General features: G+C 56.7%; 20 protein-coding genes. 13 read left to right on the forward strand and 7 right to left on the reverse strand.

Annotated elements, in window-relative coordinates; genetic code table 11:
* Positions 1 to 114 precede the first annotated feature (114 nt).
* From ACR0BD_RS02305 to ACR0BD_RS02335, 7 genes are all read left to right on the forward strand, one after another.
* Positions 115 to 1182 carry a Hint domain-containing protein gene (locus tag ACR0BD_RS02305; protein WP_480828665.1) on the forward strand — a complete coding sequence of 356 codons (1068 nt, stop codon included), beginning with the start codon at positions 115 to 117 and terminating at the stop codon, positions 1180 to 1182.
* Between the two features lie 84 nt (positions 1183 to 1266).
* Positions 1267 to 2340, forward strand: coding sequence for a phenylalanine--tRNA ligase subunit alpha (pheS, locus tag ACR0BD_RS02310; RefSeq protein ID WP_480695403.1), 1074 nt, complete (start codon positions 1267 to 1269; stop codon positions 2338 to 2340).
* Positions 2337 to 2861 (forward strand): hypothetical protein, encoded by a 525-nt coding sequence (locus ACR0BD_RS02315; protein WP_480828666.1) that lies wholly within the window; start codon positions 2337 to 2339, stop codon positions 2859 to 2861. The genes pheS and ACR0BD_RS02315 overlap by 4 nt, the downstream gene beginning before the upstream one ends.
* 241 nt (positions 2862 to 3102) lie before the next feature.
* A complete protein-coding gene (locus ACR0BD_RS02320) occupies positions 3103 to 3906 on the forward strand; it encodes a CE1 family esterase (protein WP_480828667.1) in 804 nt (267 codons plus the stop codon).
* A gap of 61 nt (positions 3907 to 3967) precedes the next feature.
* On the forward strand, positions 3968 to 4372 hold the full coding sequence (locus ACR0BD_RS02325) for a cupin domain-containing protein (RefSeq protein WP_480828668.1): 405 nt from the start codon (positions 3968 to 3970) through the stop codon (positions 4370 to 4372).
* Positions 4373 to 4449: 77 nt separating this feature from the next.
* Complete coding sequence (gene pheT, locus ACR0BD_RS02330) at positions 4450 to 6846, forward strand: phenylalanine--tRNA ligase subunit beta (protein WP_480828669.1); 2397 nt, start codon at positions 4450 to 4452, stop codon at positions 6844 to 6846.
* Positions 6847 to 6950: 104 nt separating this feature from the next.
* Positions 6951 to 7400, forward strand: coding sequence for a YtoQ family protein (locus ACR0BD_RS02335; protein ID WP_480828670.1), 450 nt, complete (start codon positions 6951 to 6953; stop codon positions 7398 to 7400).
* Positions 7401 to 7433: 33 nt separating this feature from the next.
* On the opposite strand, the gene ACR0BD_RS02340 is transcribed toward ACR0BD_RS02335, so the two are convergent.
* Complete coding sequence (locus tag ACR0BD_RS02340) at positions 7434 to 8132, reverse strand: glutathione S-transferase family protein (protein ID WP_480828671.1); 699 nt, start codon at positions 8130 to 8132, stop codon at positions 7434 to 7436.
* A gap of 260 nt (positions 8133 to 8392) precedes the next feature.
* On the opposite strand from ACR0BD_RS02340, the gene ACR0BD_RS02345 reads away from it, so the two are divergent.
* Complete coding sequence (locus tag ACR0BD_RS02345; protein ID WP_480828825.1) at positions 8393 to 9154, forward strand: mechanosensitive ion channel family protein; 762 nt, start codon at positions 8393 to 8395, stop codon at positions 9152 to 9154.
* Between the two features lie 186 nt (positions 9155 to 9340).
* Here ACR0BD_RS02345 and ald read toward each other — a convergent pair whose 3' ends face one another.
* Positions 9341 to 10459, reverse strand: coding sequence for an alanine dehydrogenase (gene ald, locus ACR0BD_RS02350; RefSeq protein WP_480828673.1), 1119 nt, complete (start codon positions 10457 to 10459; stop codon positions 9341 to 9343).
* Between the two features lie 136 nt (positions 10460 to 10595).
* Here ald and ACR0BD_RS02355 point away from each other — a divergent pair, with 136 nt between their 5' ends.
* Positions 10596 to 11054 (forward strand): Lrp/AsnC family transcriptional regulator, encoded by a 459-nt coding sequence (locus ACR0BD_RS02355; protein ID WP_480695387.1) that lies wholly within the window; start codon positions 10596 to 10598, stop codon positions 11052 to 11054.
* On the opposite strand, the gene ACR0BD_RS02360 is transcribed toward ACR0BD_RS02355, so the two are convergent.
* Positions 11055 to 11894 (reverse strand): CPBP family intramembrane glutamic endopeptidase, encoded by an 840-nt coding sequence (locus ACR0BD_RS02360; protein WP_480828675.1) that lies wholly within the window; start codon positions 11892 to 11894, stop codon positions 11055 to 11057.
* 238 nt (positions 11895 to 12132) lie between these two features.
* On the opposite strand from ACR0BD_RS02360, the gene ppk2 reads away from it, so the two are divergent.
* Positions 12133 to 13050 carry a polyphosphate kinase 2 gene (gene ppk2, locus ACR0BD_RS02365; RefSeq protein ID WP_480695383.1) on the forward strand — a complete coding sequence of 306 codons (918 nt, stop codon included), beginning with the start codon at positions 12133 to 12135 and terminating at the stop codon, positions 13048 to 13050.
* Positions 13051 to 13201: 151 nt separating this feature from the next.
* On the opposite strand, the gene rpsU is transcribed toward ppk2, so the two are convergent.
* Entirely contained in the window at positions 13202 to 13408 is a 207-nt protein-coding gene (gene rpsU / locus ACR0BD_RS02370) for a 30S ribosomal protein S21 (RefSeq protein WP_005614280.1), read from the reverse strand.
* A gap of 111 nt (positions 13409 to 13519) precedes the next feature.
* On the opposite strand from rpsU, the gene ACR0BD_RS02375 reads away from it, so the two are divergent.
* Together ACR0BD_RS02375 and ACR0BD_RS02380 are read left to right on the forward strand one after the other, a co-directional pair.
* Complete coding sequence (locus ACR0BD_RS02375) at positions 13520 to 14212, forward strand: COQ9 family protein (protein WP_480828676.1); 693 nt, start codon at positions 13520 to 13522, stop codon at positions 14210 to 14212.
* Positions 14213 to 14274: 62 nt separating this feature from the next.
* Complete coding sequence (locus tag ACR0BD_RS02380; protein ID WP_480828677.1) at positions 14275 to 15261, forward strand: NAD(P)H-quinone oxidoreductase; 987 nt, start codon at positions 14275 to 14277, stop codon at positions 15259 to 15261.
* 1 nt (position 15262) lies between these two features.
* Here the strand turns inward: ACR0BD_RS02380 and ACR0BD_RS02385 are convergent, their stop codons facing one another.
* A complete protein-coding gene (locus tag ACR0BD_RS02385) occupies positions 15263 to 16120 on the reverse strand; it encodes a DUF2189 domain-containing protein (protein ID WP_480828678.1) in 858 nt (285 codons plus the stop codon).
* A 184-nt stretch (positions 16121 to 16304) separates the two neighbouring features.
* On the opposite strand from ACR0BD_RS02385, the gene ACR0BD_RS02390 reads away from it, so the two are divergent.
* Positions 16305 to 17297, forward strand: coding sequence for a quinone oxidoreductase family protein (locus ACR0BD_RS02390; protein WP_480828680.1), 993 nt, complete (start codon positions 16305 to 16307; stop codon positions 17295 to 17297).
* A 71-nt stretch (positions 17298 to 17368) separates the two neighbouring features.
* Here the strand turns inward: ACR0BD_RS02390 and ACR0BD_RS02395 are convergent, their stop codons facing one another.
* Positions 17369 to 17845 (reverse strand): YHS domain-containing (seleno)protein, encoded by a 477-nt coding sequence (locus ACR0BD_RS02395; RefSeq protein WP_480695373.1) that lies wholly within the window; start codon positions 17843 to 17845, stop codon positions 17369 to 17371.
* Between the two features lie 196 nt (positions 17846 to 18041).
* Positions 18042 to 18266 (reverse strand): hypothetical protein, encoded by a 225-nt coding sequence (locus ACR0BD_RS02400; protein ID WP_480828681.1) that lies wholly within the window; start codon positions 18264 to 18266, stop codon positions 18042 to 18044.
* Positions 18267 to 18305: the final 39 nt, after the last annotated feature.

The raw sequence follows: 18305 nt of genomic DNA on the forward strand, positions 1-18305 counted from the left end.
TTACTGTTTACCCGTTGCAGTAATGTAACCGTTATTTTGCCTTTCAAGCCTGCGCTTGAAAGGCCAGATATTTGGTCGATACTTTGATGGTAACTCGTAAACAGCGGTGATCTTGTGGCTCGAATAAGCGAACTCCACTACTCGAATGCGTTTGCCGCTCAATCGGGCGTATCCGAGTTTCTCGAAGTCGCTCTCAGCGCGTCCGAGGACCCGTCAGATTTTACCGTGTCCTTTTATCAGGCTGACGGAACGGTCGGGTTCGAGGTTTCGCTGGACGATCCCGCAATTCAGGTTTTCACGGACCCGGACAACAATGAACAGGTCTTTGTCATCTCGGCGGATGACTTCCCGATTCAGCTGACAGATCCTGATGGCGGTGGGCCAACCAACTTTGAAGCCTTTGCGCTGACCAACACCTCGACCAACGAGGTGATTGATTTCTATGACATCGGTGGCGGCACTCAGGATATTCTGGCGCTGGATGGTGCCGCAGCCGGGGCAACTTCGGAAAACCTGCCTGTTCTGACAAATCCGGGCCAGACCAGAACATCGATCCAGTTCAACCAGCCCAATCCAGACGTTCTGGTGAATGGTGATCTGTCTCCGGGCGACAGCGGCGCGCCTTGCTTTGTTGCAGGCACATTGGTCGACACGCCAGACGGCCCCCGCCCGGTTGAGCGGATCAAGCCGGGCGATCTGGTGGACACCGTTGATCACGGTGCCCGCCCCGTTTGCTGGGTCGGCGGGCGCACCGTTCGGGGTGTCGGGCGTTTTGCCCCTGTTCTGATCCGGTCCGGAGTGTTGGGTGCCAAGATAGATATCTGCGTCTCGCCGCAACATCGCGTGCTGATTTCAGGATGGCAGGCGCAGCTTTTGTTTGGGGAAGACGAAGTGTTAGTCGCCGCCAAAAGCCTGATTAACGGATCCACTATCCTATCGGCTCCGAAGGCCCGCGTGCGGTATGTTCATCTGTTTTTTGACCAGCATCAGCTTGTCTCGACGTCCGGTTTGATTTCGGAAAGCTTTTTTCCCGGGCAGGAGGGGGTTGACGGAATCGACACCGCCGCGGCCGAGGAACTGTTTGCGCTTTTTCCTGAACTGCGCAAATCGCCGAAGGGCTATGGTACGACGGCGCGGCCCGTCCAAAGCGTCAGCGACGCATCAGTGCTTCACGTGGATTGATTGCACGCAGCGCCCTCTTGCTTTCGCGGGCGGCTGTGATAGCAGGTCGTGAACACCACTCAAGGGTCAGTTTCGGAAAGCGTCATGGACGATCTTAAGGCAAAATATCTGGGTCAAATCGCCGAAGCGGGCGACGAAAACACGCTTGAAGCGATCCGCGTCGCCGCTGTGGGCAAAAAAGGCGAGGTCGCGTTGAAGATGCGCGAGCTGGGCAAGATGACCCCCGAGGAACGCCAGGTCGCAGGCCCTGCACTGAACGCCCTGAAGGATGAGATCAACTCGGCGCTGGCCGCGAAAAAGGCCGCGTTGGCGGATGCCGCACTGGATGAGCGTCTGCGCACCGAATGGCTGGACGTCACCCTGCCGACCCGCCCGCGCCGTCAGGGTTCGATCCACCCGATCAGCCAGGCGACCGAGGAACTGACCGCGATCTTTGCCGAACTGGGCTTTTCGGTGGCCGAAGGGCCTCGGATCGAGGACGACTGGTATAACTTTGACGCCCTGAACATCCCCGGCCACCACCCCGCACGGGCCGAGATGGATACGTTCTACATGCACCGCGCCGAAGGTGACGACCGCCCGCCGCATGTGCTGCGCACCCATACGTCACCGGTACAGATCCGCTCGATGGAGAAACAGGGCGCACCGATCCGCGTGATCTGCCCGGGCGGCGTGTATCGCGCCGACTATGACCAGACCCACACGCCGATGTTCCATCAGGTCGAGGGGCTGGCGATCGACAAGGACATCTCGATGGCGAACCTGAAATGGGTTCTGGAAGAGTTCGTGAAGGCGTTCTTTGAGGTCGACGATGTCGAGCTACGCTTCCGCGCCTCGCACTTCCCCTTCACCGAGCCCTCGGCCGAGGTCGATATCCGCTGTTCCTGGGATAACGGTCAGCTGAAGATCGGCGAGGGCGACGACTGGATGGAGATTCTGGGCTCCGGCATGGTCCACCCCAAGGTGATCGCCGCCGGTGGGATTGATCCTGAGGTCTATCAGGGTTTCGCGTTCGGGATCGGCATCGACCGTCTGGCGATGCTGAAATACGGCATTCCTGATCTGCGGGCGTTCTTTGATTCAGATCTTCGCTGGCTTCGCCACTATGGGTTCGCAGCGCTGGACATGCCGAACCTGCATGGTGGTTTGTCGCGGTGAGCCTTGGGCAGTTTTTTCTCGGCTTAGTAACAATTTTGGTAGCAACGGTCGTGTACCGTTGGCAAAAACTTGTTGAACGAGAGGCTGTGCTCCAGGATAAGCAAAGAGAGTTGTTTGCCAGATACCTGACGCTAACGAACGCGCACTTCTTGTCACAGCCGTACAAAGGCGTAGAATATTCCAAGGAAGAACTTGATGAGTTTTTTGGAATATCCAAAACAGAGATAGAAATCTACTCGACTAGAGACGAACTGGTTTTGATTTCGTCAGACCGCATCTATGACGCGGTTAGTAGCCATGACGAAAAGTTCCGAGCTTGGAAAATTTCTTTTCCTAGAGAGACAGCGACTGATATCGAAATCGCGCAACGAACAAGACTTGCAGATGCGGAATACCGAAAATCTAGGCACGAACTAATCGACATTATGCGATTAGAACTGGCAGATCACCAAAGCTTTCGTTTTCCTAGACGCTTCGGCAAATGGATGATCAAAAGTTTGCCAATTAGGCGGTCACGTTGAAAGCTGCAGCGGCTTAAGCATTTGACTTCTATTTGTTATTTGTCGATTTTTTTGGGGGCAGCGAAGACGTGGCAAAGCGCGGAGCAAAGGCCGATAGGCCGCCGCGCTATCGCCAGCCCGCCCGGGCGGTCTGGCGATAGCACGGCTTGCACTCTGTCTGGAGGGCCGAAATCTGCGCGTGTTACAGTTTCCCACAGGGTTGTGACGTGACAGTTGGCGACAGGTGGCTAGGCTCCGGCCTATGATTTATCGACTGCTTTTCCTCTTACTGACCGCAACCCCGGCATTCGCTATGGGACCGTGGAAATCCGACTGTCATGGCGATACAGCATGCGAGGTCGGGGACCGCTCATACCATGTGCTCGAACCTGAGGGATGGGACGGGGAAACGCCTTTGCCAGTGCTTTTGCATTTTCACGGCTGGGCGCGGCAAGGCACTGTGGTGGTCAACCATCAGCGCATCGCCGGGGCGACCAAGCTGCGGGGGGTGTTGCTGGTGGCCCCGAACGGTTTGGGCAAAAGCTGGGATTTCTGGCGTGCGAACACGCGTGATGTGCCCTTTGCGGATGCCGTTCTGGAGGACGTGGCCAAACGCTATCCGGTTGATCCTGAACGCATCTACGTCTCGGGCTATTCCTTTGGTGGTGCGATGGCGTGGCGCTATGTGTGCCAGTCGGGTAATGACATTGCCGCTTTGCTGGCTGTTGCCGGCAGTATCCGCCAGACCGAGGATTGCCCCGAAGCCCCGCGTGAGGCGCGTCATGTGCATGGGCTCAGCGATACGGTGATGGATTTCCCTTACGGTGCCAACGGCGACACGACCTATCCGGTGGCGCTGTGGCGCGGGGTCTATGACTGCCACGACGCCACGCCGCGCGGGGATTGGAACGTTGTGCCGATCTTGACCCTCAGCCGTGTGGAATGGACCGATTGTGCGCGGGGGCATGTCACATTGGACACGCATCCCGGTGGGCATTTTATACCGCATGGCTGGATTGGAAGGCAATTGGATGAGTTGCTGGGGCGCACTCCGACCTACCCCTAGGCGTTGACATATCCGGTTGTTGGCTCTCCTGTTTGATTAATCACAAAACAGGAGCCTATCCGTGAAACCCCTGCTGCTCGGCGCATTGCTTGTTGCTGCCCCCGCCTTTGCCAAAGACACGTATCCGCCGGTCGAGCTGCTTGTTCAGACGGACACATCCGTGATTGGTGAGCCACTGGAATACCCCGCCGGGCAAGCCGAGATCACGATGGCGATCGTCACAATGCAGCCGGGTCAGGATACAGGCAGCCACCGGCATGATGCACCGTTGGCAGCCTATGTGCTTGAGGGTGAGATTACCGTGGATTACGGCGCGGCGGGGCAGCGGGTTTACAAAACCGGGGACGCGTTTGTAGAGGCATTCCGCTCGACCCATGCGGGTGTGAATACAGGCGAGGGGATAGCGCGCATTCTGGCGGTATTTGCCGGGTCTGACAGCGTTTCGAACACGGTTGCCGAAGACTAAGGCGAACGGCCTCTTTCCCCTGTGTGCAATATCCGCTACATGCGGTCTGACCCAAGATGACTGGCGGATGACGACCGATGAAATTCACTCTTTCCTGGCTGAAAGACCACCTCGACACCGACGCTTCGGTTGATGAAATCGCCGAGGCGCTGACCGACCTTGGGCTTGAGGTCGAAGAGATCGTCAACCCGGCGGATCGGCTTGCGGGTTTTACGCTGGGCCACGTTAAGCACGCCGAAAAACACCCCGATGCCGACAAGCTGCGGGTCTGTACAGTGGCGACTGACGAGGGCGATCTGCAGATCATCTGTGGCGCACCCAACGCACGCGAGGGGATTACCGTCGTCGTGTGCAAGCCGGGCATGTACATCCCCGGTTTGGATATCACGATCAACGTCGGCAAAATCCGCGGCGTCGAAAGCTTTGGCATGATGGCATCCGAGCGTGAGCTGGAGCTTTCGGACGAACATGACGGCATTATCGAGCTGCCCTCGGGTGAGGTCGGTGACCGGTTTGTCGACTGGCTGGCCGAGAATGACCCCTCGAAGGTTGATCCGATGATCGAGATCGCGATTACACCGAACCGCCCCGACGCACTGGGCGTTGCGGGTATTGCGCGTGATCTGGCCGCGCGCGGCGTCGGGACGCTGAAACAGCACGTCTATGCTCCGGTGCCCGGCGATTTCGAATGCCCGATCAAGGTGACCATTGATGAAGATACGCTGGATGGTGCCCCTCATTTCACCGGGCGCGTGATCCGGGGGGTCAAGAACGGCCCCAGCCCGCAATGGCTGCAGGATCAGTTAAAGGCGATTGGGCTGCGCCCGATCTCGGCTTTGGTCGACATCACCAACTATATGACCTTTGATCAGAACCGCCCGCTACACGTGTTCGACGCGGACAAGGTGCAGGGCAACCTGCGTGTTCATCGCGCGAAAGGCGGTGAGAAGCTGATTGCGCTGGATGAAAAGGAATACACCCTGCAGCCCGGCATGATGGTGATTTCGGACGACAAAGGCCCGGAATCGATCGCTGGCATCATGGGCGGTGAGGAAACGGGCTGCACCGAAGAAACGGTCAATGTGTTCCTTGAAAGCGCGTTTTGGGATCACGTGCAGATCGCCCTGACGGGTCGTGCGCTCAAGATCAATTCGGACGCGCGCTACCGGTTCGAGCGTGGCGTTGATCCGGATTTCACCCGTGAAGGGTTGGAGCAGGCGACACAGATGATCCTTGATATCTGCGGTGGCGAGGTGTCGTCGGTCGTCGAAGCGGGCAAAGCGCCGAACCACGCACGTGCCTATAAGCTGGATGCAGCGCGAGTGCAGTCGCTGGTCGGTATGGATATTCCGGAATCTGATCAGCGTCAGACTCTGACCCGTCTTGGGTTCCGCCTGGAAGGTGAGATGGCACATGTTCCCAGTTGGCGTCCTGACGTCATGGGCGAAGCTGATCTGGTTGAAGAAGTTGCGCGGATTGCCTCGTTGACCAAGTTGCAGGGTAAACCGCTACCGCGCGTGGTCGATGGCATTCCGAAACCGGTCATGACGCCGACACAGCGACGGCAATCGATGGCGCGTCGCACCTGCGCTGCGCTGGGCTACAATGAATGCGTGTCTTACACGTTCATTGATCAGGCGTCGGCTGCGTTGTTTGGCGGCGGCGATGATGCAACACGGCTGGAAAACCCGATCTCGTCCGAAATGAGCCATATGCGACCCGACCTGTTGCCGGGGCTGTTGCAGGCGGCTGCGCGCAATCAGGCGCGTGGTTATGCAGACGTGGCGTTGTTCGAGGTTGGTCCTGTTTTCCATGGAGGCGAACCCGGAGACCAGAAAACGCAGATTTCCGGCGTGCTGGTTGGCCGGGATGGTGACAAGGACGTGCACGGTGCGTCCCGTTCCGCGGATGTGTTTGATGCCAAGGCGGATGCCGAGGCGGTGCTGGCGGCCATTGGTGCACCTGCCAAAGTGCAGATCCTGCGCGATGGGGATGCCTGGTGGCATCCCGGTCGCCACGGCAAGATTTGTCTGGGACCCAAGAAGGTGCTGGGCGTCTTTGGTGAACTTCACCCGCGCATTTTGCAGGCGATGGATATCAAAGGTCCTGCGATGGCGTTCACGATCTGGCCTGACGAGGTTCCTGTGCCCCGAAAATCCGGTGCAACCCGCGCCGCGCTTGAGCTGCGCGATCTTCAAGCGGTTGAACGTGATTTCGCCTTTGTTGTTGATGAGGGTGTCGAGGCTCTGACGCTGGTCAACGCCGCTGCTGGTGCCGATAAAGCGTTGATCGAAGATGTCCGCGTCTTTGATGAGTTCATTGGTGGCAGCCTTGGCGAAGGCAAAAAGTCTTTGGCCATAACTGTGCGTCTGCAACCTACGGATACGACGCTGAAGGAAAAGGACATCGAAGCGGTGGCCGAAAAGATTATCGCCAAAGTCTCAAAAGCGACGGGTGGTGTTCTACGCGGATAAACACGCTGGAACAGGATGAGTTGAACGCGCCTTCGGGCGCGTTTTTCGTTGGGCTTTGGCGTTTCGCGCCTTAAGTAGGCGATAGAGTAAATTGAGAGGATGCCATGGGCCTGAATGTGTATTTGTCCGGAGAAATCCATACCGACTGGCGAGAACAGATCATCGATGGAGCGCAAGGTTTGGATATCGCATTCAACAGCCCGGTCACGGATCATGCCGCCAGCGATGATTGCGGTGTCGCCACACTTGGAGCAGAGCCAGACAAGTACTGGCATGACCACAAGGGTGCGATGGTTAACGCAATCCGGACCCGCAAGGGTATCGCGGACGCCGATGTGGTCGTCGTACGTTTTGGCGATAAATACAAACAGTGGAACGCCGCCTTTGACGCAGGCTATGCGGCTGCGTTGGGCAAGTCACTGATCGTGTTGCACGGACCTGACCACCAGCACGCGCTGAAAGAGGTGGACGCGGCGGCATTGGCTGTAGCAGAGCACCCCAAACAGGTCGTTGACGTGCTCCGATATGTTCTGACCGGGCAATTGCCCGGCTAAGATGAAACGGGCGAGGTCTGGCCTCGCCCTGCTTCAGTTGGCGTCCGGAATGGACAGCCCCCGCTGCACGGCGGGACGATCAAGGAACCGGTCCATATAAGGCTGCAGGTTCGAGAAGTCATCCCAGCCAAGGATCTCTTTCACACCGTAATAGTCCAGCCCGCGCAGCCATGGGACGATGGCCATATCTGCAATCGAATAAGTGCCGGCGATCCAGTCCTGACCATCAAGCTGCGTGTTCACGACATTCAGCAGGCGTTTAGCTTCGTTGATATACCGCTCACGAGGGCGGGGATCTTCGATCTCTTTTCCGGCGAATTTGTGGAAATACCCCAATTGCCCGAACATCGGGCCCAAGCCTCCCATCTGGAACATCAGCCATTGTGTGACGCGATGTTTGTCGCCCGCGGTTTCACCAAGAAACTTGCCGCTTTTTTCCGCCAGATACAGAAGAATGGCTCCGCTTTCGAACAGGCTCAGCGGTTTGCCGTCCGGACCATTGGGATCAATCAGTGCGGGGATTTTGTTGTTTGGATTCAGCGACAGGAACTCCGGGCTTTTGACGTCCGAATCCGCAAGGGTCACCAGATGTGCCTCGTAGGGCAGGCCGGTTTCTTCCAGCATGATCGAGGCCTTGACCCCGTTTGGCGTGGGGTAGGAGTACAGTTGGATTTTGTCCGGCGACTGGGCAGGCCAGCGGGCCGTGATCGGGTGGGAAGCGGTGTCCAGCATTGAAAACTCCTGTTGCGGTGTACCCATCAGGTAGGTGCTTAACTTGCGTCTTACCAGTATGCGGCGTGTGCGTTGCTGGTCAGATATTGTGCATTTGGGAACAGCGGGGAAAACCGCAGAAACTCACACCTAGACTGAACCGCAGTTATCACTCACAATCTTGTGACCCCCGCGCTATTGCCGCGGGTTTGTTGTGACTCGCAAAGGAGAAGCGCGTGGATGAGGTCGTAACACAGGTCGGGGCGTTTGCGCCTCTTATCATGAGCGCGGTCAAAGCGCTGATTGTTCTAATTCTGGGTTGGATCGTTGCCGGGGCGATTGGTGGCGTGGTGCGCCGCAGGATCAACGCGACGCCGCATATCGACCAGACATTGGGGAATTTTATGGCCAGCCTCGTCAAATGGGCGATCCTGGCCATGGTGCTGGTTGCGGTGCTTGGCATTTTCGGAATCCAAGCCACCAGTATCGTCGCCATTCTGGGTGCCGCATCCCTGGCCATTGGTCTGGCGCTGCAAGGCACGCTCAGCGATCTGGCCGCAGGCGTCATGCTGGTTGTGTTTCGTCCCTATAAACTGGGGCAGTATGTGGACATTGGCGGCACGGCGGGAACCGTTAAGGATCTCAATTTGTTCACGACTGAGCTAGTTACACCCGACAACGTGCAGATCATTGTCCCCAACGGTCAATCCTGGGGATCGATCATCACAAACTATTCCGCGCATGATACACGACGTGTCGATTTGGTCTTTGGTATCGACTATGGCGACAGCGCTGATGAGGCGATGAAGATCATTCTGGATGTGGCAAAGGCAGATGAGCGGATTCATAGCGATCCCGAGCCCTGGGTGCGTGTCACCAATCTGGGTGACAGCTCAGTCGATCTGACAGCGCGCCTCTGGTGTGCCGCTGCGGACTATTGGGACATAAAGTTCGAACTCACCAAGGCGGTTAAGGAAGCATTTGACGCCAAGGGTGTTTCCATCCCCTACCCACATTCTGTGGAAATTCAGAAACAAGGTTAGTGCTCCCGCCCGTCGATTGGGCATTGGCATGCCCGCCTCCGGTTGGGCCCGGCGCCGCGCTGATGCGCGGCGCTTTTGCGTTTATTGGTATGAGGGCCAGCAGGATGCCGTGACGCGCACCAGCGCGGCGCCACGCCCAACGCAGTAAACGCCCTCGCAAGAGGGCGCTTTCAGGGGCGGGAGGCTTCAGGACTTGATCGCAATGCTGGGGGATACGACGTCTATTCCCAGGGCTTTGCCGACCGCATAGTAGGTCAACTGACCCGCGTGGACATTCAGGCCGGCCATCAGGTGAGGGTCGTCCTGACATGCCTGTTTCCAGCCTTTGTCAGCCAGCGCCAGCATAAAAGGCATCGTGGCGTTGCCCAATGCGATCGTTGACGTCCGCGCAACGGCGCCGGGCATATTGGCAACGCAGTAGTGCATGATACCATCGACCTCATAGATCGGTTCGGCATGCGTCGTTGCTTTGGACGTTTCAAAGCACCCGCCCTGGTCAATCGCGACGTCCACCAGAACCGCGCCGGGTTTCATGGTAGACAGTTGCGCGCGCGTGACCAGTTTCGGCGCGGCTGCACCCGGGATCAGCACAGCACCGATTACCATATCCGCTGTTTGGATCAATTCGGCCGTCGCGCCAGCGGTTGAATACTGGTTTTTGAACTGTTTTCCGAACACATCATCCAAGTACCGCAGGCGGGGCAGTGAGCGATCCAGAACCGTGACATCAGCACCCATCCCGGCCGCGATCTTGGCTGCATGCGTTCCGACAACACCACCGCCGATGACAACGACTTTGGCCGGGCCCACACCGGGAACGCCGCCCATCAGAACACCCCGACCGCCGTTGGCTTTCTGCAGTGTCCACGATCCAACTTGTGGGGCCAGACGACCGGCAACCTCGGACATGGGGGCCAACAAAGGCAGGCCGCCGCCTGCGTCTGTTACGGTTTCATAGGCAATGGCTGTGCAACCCGACGCCAGCAAGTCGTGCGTCTGATCTGGGTCGGGCGCAAGGTGAAGGTAAGTGAACAGCAATTGACCTTCACGCAGCATCTTGCGTTCTGCCGCCTGCGGTTCCTTGACCTTGACGATCATGTCAGCCGTCGCAAAGACCTCGGCCGCAGTATCAACGATGCGCGCACCCGCTGCAAAGTATGCGTCATTGTCAAAGCCAGAGCCCTGCCCGGCACCGGTTTCAATAATTACCTCATGGCCTCGGGCGATTGCTTCTTGCGCTGCGTTTGGGGTCATGCCAACGCGAAACTCTTGCGGTTTGATTTCTTTGGGGCAACCGATCTTCATTGGGTTTCTCCGTTCATAAACTGCTTAAATAATGGGCATATCGAGGCGCAATTTCTGTGAAACTCTCTCACTATCTGCGGTTCTCTTTGAAAGATTCTGCGGTAAAATGATCTAAACTTGCAAAGGATTTGCGTGAATGAGCCTAGATACGACGGATAGAAAGATTCTGGCGGCGTTACAACGAAATGGCCGGATGTCGAATGCAGAGCTGTCCGAGCAGGTGAATCTGTCGCCCTCAGCCTGCCACCGGCGCGTGCAAAGGCTTGAAGCGGATGGGTTTATTCGCAATTACGTAGCGCTGTTGGACGCGCGTAAAATGAATGTACCGACAACCGTATTTGTCGAGATCACGCTGCAGGGACAGGCCGAAGAAGTCTTGGAAGCCTTTGAGAAGGCCGTCGCGCGTATTCCGGATGTATTGGAGTGCCATTTGATGGCTGGCACAGCGGATTACATCCTCAAGGTCGTTGCCGAAAACACCGAGGATTTTGCCCGTATCCATCGCCAATACTTGTCGCGCTTACCGGGCGTGGCCCAAATGCAAAGTTCGTTTGCATTGCGCACCGTTTTCAAAACCACGGCTTTGCCTGTGTAATCAGGCCGGGCCGGGATAGGTAAACAAAATCAGGTGCGCTGCGTTAAAAGCGAAATGCATAAGAACGGGAACCCATAAGCGCCCTGTTGCATAGTATCCAAGCCCACAAGCCGCCCCCAGGATCGTGGCGAAAGCTACTAATGGCAGGCCACCGGCGATATGGGCAAAACCAAATAGTACGCTGGCAATTGCGACCCCGCAAATGGTGCCGATCTTCGAGGATAAAGCGGATTGCAGGTAGCCGCGAAAGAAAGCTTCCTCTGTCAGGCAGGTCAAAAACAGATTGGACATGGCGAAAACAAGCCACCAGGGTGGTATGCCGAATTCCGGGTGAATAGCACCGACCGTCAATCCCAACAGAAACAGCGCAGGCAGAAGTGCGAGTCCGATCAACATCGGAGCCGCGCGAAACGCGTTACCGTTTTTGATCATGCTGGGCCACGCGACGAGCACCGCAAACAGGATCATTGGCTTGTCCAGGTTCAGGTACATCGTGAACGTTGTGCTGTCTGGACCGGCCCGCACTTGGTCTAATACCAACAGATTATGAAATCCGGGAAAAACGTGGATGCCCAAAGCAAGGCACCAAAGCACCAGTGCGACATGGCCAAGCGCGGCAGGTGCTCCGGACAAGCGGTGTAGAAATGCTGCACCGATAATACCTGAGACAACGATAGTCACGGCGACGGGATCCACGAGGCCCGTGGCCAAAGATACGATCCCGAACAATGCCAGCAACGCGAAGCCAATGGGATTTTGACCACTAACAGCGCATATTTGAGCGGTGATCAGGATCAACCACGGCCAGATCGAAGGGAGTAATGAGATAAAATGCGCCACGGTCCTCTCACGCTTTGGACATCCGCCTTCATGACGCGACAAACCCGGTTCTGGCAAGCCCATCAAAGGCTGGCCTGCACTGATTGATCAGAGGGTTGGTTGCGTTTTCGCGCCGCAGTGATCTTGTGGCCGCAAGCTGTTATAATTAGAAATGGGCTTTCATCAATTCTTCTGATGACATCAGGCGTTTACACGCGCCTGATACGGTCTGAACCCGTTGACACATAAGGAGCAGATTTTGGCCGACGAATATAACGACGCCTCCAAAGACTGGCTGGAAGCCGAGTTGGAAGACACGCTGGACGAAGATTTTGAGATCGAGTTCAGCGAACCCATGCTGTCGATGGAAATCCGCAAGATCTACAAGGACCAGCACCCAGAGATGCTGGATCGCAAGGTGTATTTCCGGAACCTGCTGCGGCTTCAGGCCGAGCTGATCAAGGTTCAGGATTGGGTCCAGCACACCGGCGCGAAAGTTTGCATTCTGTTCGAAGGGCGCGACAGTGCCGGCAAAGGGGGTGTAATCAAACGGATCACCCAGCGCCTGAACCCGCGTGTGGCCCGCGTGGTCGCTCTGCCAGCGCCCAGCCGCCGGGAACAGAGCCAATGGTATTTCCAACGTTATGTTCCGCATCTGCCTGCGGCGGGTGAAATCGTTTTGTTCGACCGGTCATGGTACAATCGCGCAGGCGTCGAACGTGTGATGGGTTTTGCCAGCGAAGATCAGGTTGAGCAGTTCTTTCAGGACGTTCCCGAATTTGAACGCATGCTGGTGCGGTCGGGTATCATTTTGTTGAAATACTGGTTCTCGATCTCTGACGAAGAACAGCAACTGCGCTTCCTGATGCGGATTCATGACCCGATGAAACAGTGGAAACTGTCACCAATGGATCTTGAATCGCGTATCCGGTGGGAGTCCTACACGAAGGCCAAAGAGGATATGCTGTTCCGCACCAATATCCCCGAAGCGCCGTGGTACATTGTTGAAGGCAACGACAAGAAACGCGAACGTCTGAATTGTATCGAGCACCTTTTGACCAAGATACCCTATACAGATGTGCCGCAGGAAAAGGTCAATCTGCCGGACCGCAAGTACAACCCGGAATATGAACGCCGTGTTCTACCGGACGAATTGCACGTGCCGAAAATCTACTGATCCCAATGACCCTTCGATACCCCTGAAACGACAAACCCCCGAGCGATGCTTCGGGGGTCGTCAAATAGTGTCATCCAAAGCTGGACGAGCGTCAGTGGTTTGATTTCGCGCAGCTTGGCCCGAAAACCGGTTCCCACTTTTCGGGCTGCGCTTAGAGCAAACCTTCGCGCTGGGCTTTCTTGCGTGCCAGTTTACGGGCACGGCGGATCGCTTCAGCTTTCTCGCGCGCTTTCTTCTCGGACGGTTTCTCGAAATGTTGCTTCAGCTTCATTTCACGGAACACGCCTTCGCGCTGCAGCTTTTTCTTCAGGGCACGAAGCGCCTGATCGACGTTATTGTCGCGAACACTAACCTGCATGTGGTTGTCACCACCTTTCTAGATAGAGTTGCAAGGAAATTGCAGGAGTTGGCCGTATAGCAAAGCGCCCCTATCTTGTCTAGTACTGGACCCGAGAACCGGAGAACCGCCATGACCACCACTTATGAAGACGCAAAAGACCAGCTACTGGATGCAATGCTGGGCCATGTTCCGTTTGATGGCTGGTCGGAAACCAGCTTTCGTATGGCGGTCGCGGATTGCGAGATCGAAGACACATTGGCCCGCGCGATTTGTCCCCGTGGCGCGGTAGATATGGCGCTGGCATTCCACGCACGGGGCGATGCCGCAATGGTAGAACGCCTGAAAACCGAAGATTTGTCCGATCTGAAGTTCCGGGATCGCATTGCCACAGCCGTTCGATTTCGTCTGCAGGCTGTCGAAGACAAGGAACTGGTGCGCCGGGGAATGACGCTGTTTGCCCTGCCGATGCATGCAGCCGATGGGGCGAAGGCGCTCTGGCAGACCTGCGATCTGATCTGGGATACGCTGGGGGATACCTCGGATGATGTGAATTGGTACACCAAGCGGGCAACCTTATCGGGTGTCTATTCTTCGACCCTGTTGTTTTGGTTGGGTGATGATTCGCCGGATCATCAGAAAACGTGGGAATTCCTGGACCGGCGGATCGACAACGTCATGCAGTTCGAAAAGCTCAAGTCTCAGGTCAATGGTAACCCTCTGCTCAAGCCCTTTCTGGCTGTTCCAAACTGGTTGGCGGGTCAGGTCAAAGCTCCGATGAAAATGCGGGCCGATTTGCCAGGATTGCTGAACCCGCGCAAGTAACTGGCTTGTCGCTGGGCCTTCCGTGAATTGCCTGCTAGGCATTGCGCAAAGGAGATTTTCCCATGACCCAGATGATGCGCGCCGTTGAAATCACCAAACCCGGTGGCCCGGATGTTCTGCAGTTGACCGAGCGGCCTGTGCCAACACCGGCTACGGGTCAGGTCGTTCTCAAGGTTGCTTATGCAGGGGTCAATCGTCCGGATGCGTTGCAGCGCGCTGGTGCCTATGACCCGCCCCCCGGGGCCAGCGATCTGCCGGGGCTTGAGGCATCGGGCGAAGTTGTGGCCGTCGGTGCCGGTGTCGAAGGCCTTTCCATTGGCGATCAGGTCTGCGCATTGCTGCCGGGTGGTGGGTACGCTGAATATGTGGCAACGCCCGCTGCGCATTGTTTACCGGTTCCCGCCGGGATGGGTTTGAAAGAGGCCGCCTGTTTACCCGAAACCTTTTTCACGGTCTGGTCGAACGTTTTCACACGCGGCGGCCTTAAAGCGGGTGAGAGGTTCCTGGTGCATGGCGGCTCAAGCGGGATTGGTACGACGGCCATCCAATTGGCCAACGCCTTTGGCGCACGCGTGTTTGCCACCGCCGGATCGGATGAGAAATGCGCGGCCTGCGTCAGCCTGGGCGCGGAAAAAGCCATCAATTATCGTGAAGAGGATTTTGTGGCCGCTATGCGCGCCGAGGGCGGTGCGAACCTGATCCTTGATATGGTGGGTGGTGATTACATCCCCCGCAATGTCAAAGCGCTGGCCGAGGACGGTCGGTTGGTTCAGATCGCCTTTCTTCAAGGCCCGAAGATCGAGCTGAATTTTGCGATGATGATGGTCAAACGCCTGACCCTGACCGGCAGTACGTTGCGGCCACAAAGCGATCTGGCCAAAGCGAAAATCGCACAAGACTTGCGTGAAGCGGTCTGGCCGTTACTTGCCGCAGGCAAGGTCGCTCCGGTCATGGATAGCGAATTCGCATTGGCAGACGCAGCGGCTGCACATGCACGGATGGAAAGCTCGGGTCATATCGGCAAAATCGTTTTGAACGTAGGCAATTGAGTCAGGCTACGGCACGCCGGTAAAGGTGCCAGGTCGCATGGCCCAGGACCGGGATGACGACAATAAGACCCAAGAGCATCGGGACCGCCCCCAGGATCAGCGATACGGCGACGACGAACCCCCACGTCAGAATGACGCCGGGGTTGCGTCGCAAGACCCGTACGGAAGTCACAACGGCCACAGGCACACCAACCTTGCGGTCCAGAAGCAGTGGAAAACTGACCACGCTGATTGCCAGGGCGACCAGCGCGAACATGAACCCAATGGCATTGCCCGCGAGGATCATCGTCCAACCTGCCGTGGTGGTGAAAACATCGCTTAGGAATGCGCCGAACGATGTGGGTAAATCGGGGCCAAGCGTATGTTCATAGATGCTTTGGGCCACCATCAGCCAAATCAGCAACAGCATGACCAGATAGAACCCCAGCGCCAGAATGGCCCCGAACGAGGGCGAGCGGAAAACGCCGAACGCGTCCAGCCAATGCGCCTCGGTTCCCTGTTCGCGACGTCGGCTGATCTCATACAGGCCAACAGCCGCCACGGGCCCCACAAAGGCAAAGCCCGCCACCAGAGGGGCCAGAAGCGGGACCATGTTCTTGTTCAACCCAAAGCCAAACATCAACAGACCGGCGATCGGGTAGATCAGCACGACAAAGATCGCGTCGGCCCGGGTTTCAAGAAAGTCATCAGAACCGGCCCGCAAGCAGGCCCACAAATCGCTTAGTCTTAGTTTCTGAGGTTCCGGCACCTGACGCGTCTCTGCGCTGCCGATCCGGTTCACGCTTTCTGCTATGTGGTCTCCGGTGGCACCGATACTCCGGGCCGCCCAACTGATCGGATTTCCTATCGTCCTGACCATCGTCATCCCTCCCGTTTGCAGACACGCGCAGCAGAGATGATCCGACATGAGTTGCCCTTGGCCGGACCAGCCGGCAACGCTTAGGCGTCAAGTATAGCACAGTTTTTTGCAAACCTCATGCCATCGTGCCGATTGCCCTGTGACACAGGCGTGTTAGCTTGTCGTCAGGTGTAAGGAGGTGAGTATGCAGCAAACGGCACGTACAGTCGTCATTCACGAACATGGTGGCCCCGAGGTACTGAAGATCGAAGACCGCGCTCTTGGTGATCCGGGACCCGGAGAGGTCCGTATCCGGCATCATGCCTGTGGTTTGAATTTCATCGATGTCTATCAGCGTACTGGCCTCTATCCGATGGATTTGCCTCATGCATTGGGGATGGAAGCAGCGGGTGTTATCGAAGCTGTCGGTGAGGGTGTGACACATCTTGTGCCCGGCCAGCGCGCCGCGTATGCCGCCGCCCCTTCCGGAGCCTATTGCGAGGCGCGGGTCATGCCCGCTGCGCAGGTCTGCCCTTTGCCTGACGGAATATCCTTTGATGCCGCGGCTGCCATGATGCTCAAGGGGATGACGGTCGAATATCTGTTCCACCGTACAACGCCGCTCAGGCGTGGCGATACCGTTCTTTTCCATGCAGCCGCCGGAGGTGTCGGGCTGATTGCCTGTCAGTGGGCGAAATCCGAAGGGATCAAACTGATCGGGACGGCTGGGACCGATGAAAAATGCAGCCTTGCCCAATTCAATGGTGCCACGCACTGCATCAATTACAAAACTGAGGACTTCGCCCAACGTGTGTCCGAGATCACCGGCGGCAAGGGCGTAGACGTTGTGATGGACTCGATCGGTGCTGATACGTTCAACGGCTCGTTGGATTGTCTAAAGCCATTGGGCATGATGATTTCGTTTGGCAATGCTTCCGGGCCGGTACCTTTGATGGATATCGGCATTCTTGCGAAAAAGGGGTCGTTGAAAATCACGCGGCCAACATTGTTCACGCATATTTCTGATCATGCGGTGTGTCAGGCTATGGCCCGGCGGCTGTTCAACAAGGTCGAAGGTGGCGAGGTCAAGATTCACATCGACCAGCGTTTTCCGTTGCAGCAGGTGGCAGAGGCCCACCGCGCATTGGAAGCCCGCCAAACAACAGGCAGCACGGTTCTCGAGCTTTCGGGCGAATAGATAGCTGCCTACTACAAAAAAGATCGGCGGCAGAAATATCTGCCGCCGATCTTTCTAAACCTTTGGTCGATTTACTGCGCTTGCAGTTCGGCCGGAGTTTTGGTCGCGATGTCTTTCCAGTTGGCGTCTGCGCGCTCGTTAAAGCCCGGGATGTCGCCTTCCCAGCGTTCCTGAATGTCTGCCGACAGGTTCAGGTACAGCTTGTTGTCAACGATTTTCCAGTAGTTCGGGTCACCATCGAACTTGAAGCCCATTGCGGTGCCGAAGGCGCAGTAGCCGCCATATGCAGGCAGGTATGCTTCTGGGTTCTCTTCGAACGCAGCTTTGTTTTCTTCGTTTGCAAAGCGATACAGCGCATCGTTGTGCAGCGTGGTGATGCGGTAGTCACCTTTGGTTGCTTCGCCAACGGTGAAATAGGCAACCGGGTCGTAACCCTGCAGCGCCAGACCGGTCGAGCTTGCGTTCAGCTCAACGCCAGCAGCCAGAGCCGTGCTTGCAACTGCGACGGACAGCGCAACGCCGCCGATGAGGGATTTGAACTTGTTCATGGTTTTCACCTTTCGTGAATTGAGCAACCTGTCAGTACAATAATTGAACTAGGGCCGCCCTTTTTAGATTTTGTTCCGTGCGGTCGGTAATTGGCCGTCACGATCCCGAAGTGGGTGGTTCCGCCTTCACGTTCAAAACAATCAATTGTGATTGTGCGTAATCGAATAGTTATTGTGCAGAAATGCAGATCGAAGGTCAGAGATCGGGCAAAAAATTGATGACAAATGAAGTCACCTTTTCGACCGTCATTTCACAAGGCCGCAACAATGCACCGCTGTTTTGAGTGAGGTACAGGTTCAGGCTGATATAGTCCGAACCGCCAAGCTGGTGAGCGACAAGTTTGTTTGATTTGCCGCGTGCAAGTTTCGAACGACTGACGACATACCGCCGGCCGTTGCTGGAGCCGGTCGAAGTGCCCAATGGTATCGCAAAGAAAGCGTTCAGGAACGCGTCTGATGT

The organism is Ruegeria sp. G5, from assembly GCF_056533365.1.

Excerpts from the sequence above, each read along its gene's own strand:
- pheS (WP_480695403.1), top strand. The coding sequence starts at position 1,267 with ATGGACGATCTTAAGGCAAAATATCTGGGTCAAATCGCCGAAGCGGGC.
- ACR0BD_RS02320 (WP_480828667.1), top strand. The coding sequence starts at position 3,103 with ATGATTTATCGACTGCTTTTCCTCTTACTGACCGCAACCCCGGCATTC.
- pheT (WP_480828669.1), top strand. The coding sequence starts at position 4,450 with ATGAAATTCACTCTTTCCTGGCTGAAAGACCACCTCGACACCGACGCT.
- ACR0BD_RS02335 (WP_480828670.1), top strand. The coding sequence starts at position 6,951 with ATGGGCCTGAATGTGTATTTGTCCGGAGAAATCCATACCGACTGGCGA.
- ACR0BD_RS02340 (WP_480828671.1), bottom strand. The coding sequence starts at position 8,132 with ATGCTGGACACCGCTTCCCACCCGATCACGGCCCGCTGGCCTGCCCAG.
- ACR0BD_RS02345 (WP_480828825.1), top strand. The coding sequence starts at position 8,393 with ATGAGCGCGGTCAAAGCGCTGATTGTTCTAATTCTGGGTTGGATCGTT.
- ald (WP_480828673.1), bottom strand. The coding sequence starts at position 10,459 with ATGAAGATCGGTTGCCCCAAAGAAATCAAACCGCAAGAGTTTCGCGTT.
- ACR0BD_RS02355 (WP_480695387.1), top strand. The coding sequence starts at position 10,596 with ATGAGCCTAGATACGACGGATAGAAAGATTCTGGCGGCGTTACAACGA.
- rpsU (WP_005614280.1), bottom strand. The coding sequence starts at position 13,408 with ATGCAGGTTAGTGTTCGCGACAATAACGTCGATCAGGCGCTTCGTGCC.
- ACR0BD_RS02375 (WP_480828676.1), top strand. The coding sequence starts at position 13,520 with ATGACCACCACTTATGAAGACGCAAAAGACCAGCTACTGGATGCAATG.
- ACR0BD_RS02380 (WP_480828677.1), top strand. The coding sequence starts at position 14,275 with ATGACCCAGATGATGCGCGCCGTTGAAATCACCAAACCCGGTGGCCCG.
- ACR0BD_RS02385 (WP_480828678.1), bottom strand. The coding sequence starts at position 16,120 with ATGGTCAGGACGATAGGAAATCCGATCAGTTGGGCGGCCCGGAGTATC.
- ACR0BD_RS02390 (WP_480828680.1), top strand. The coding sequence starts at position 16,305 with ATGCAGCAAACGGCACGTACAGTCGTCATTCACGAACATGGTGGCCCC.
- ACR0BD_RS02395 (WP_480695373.1), bottom strand. The coding sequence starts at position 17,845 with ATGAACAAGTTCAAATCCCTCATCGGCGGCGTTGCGCTGTCCGTCGCA.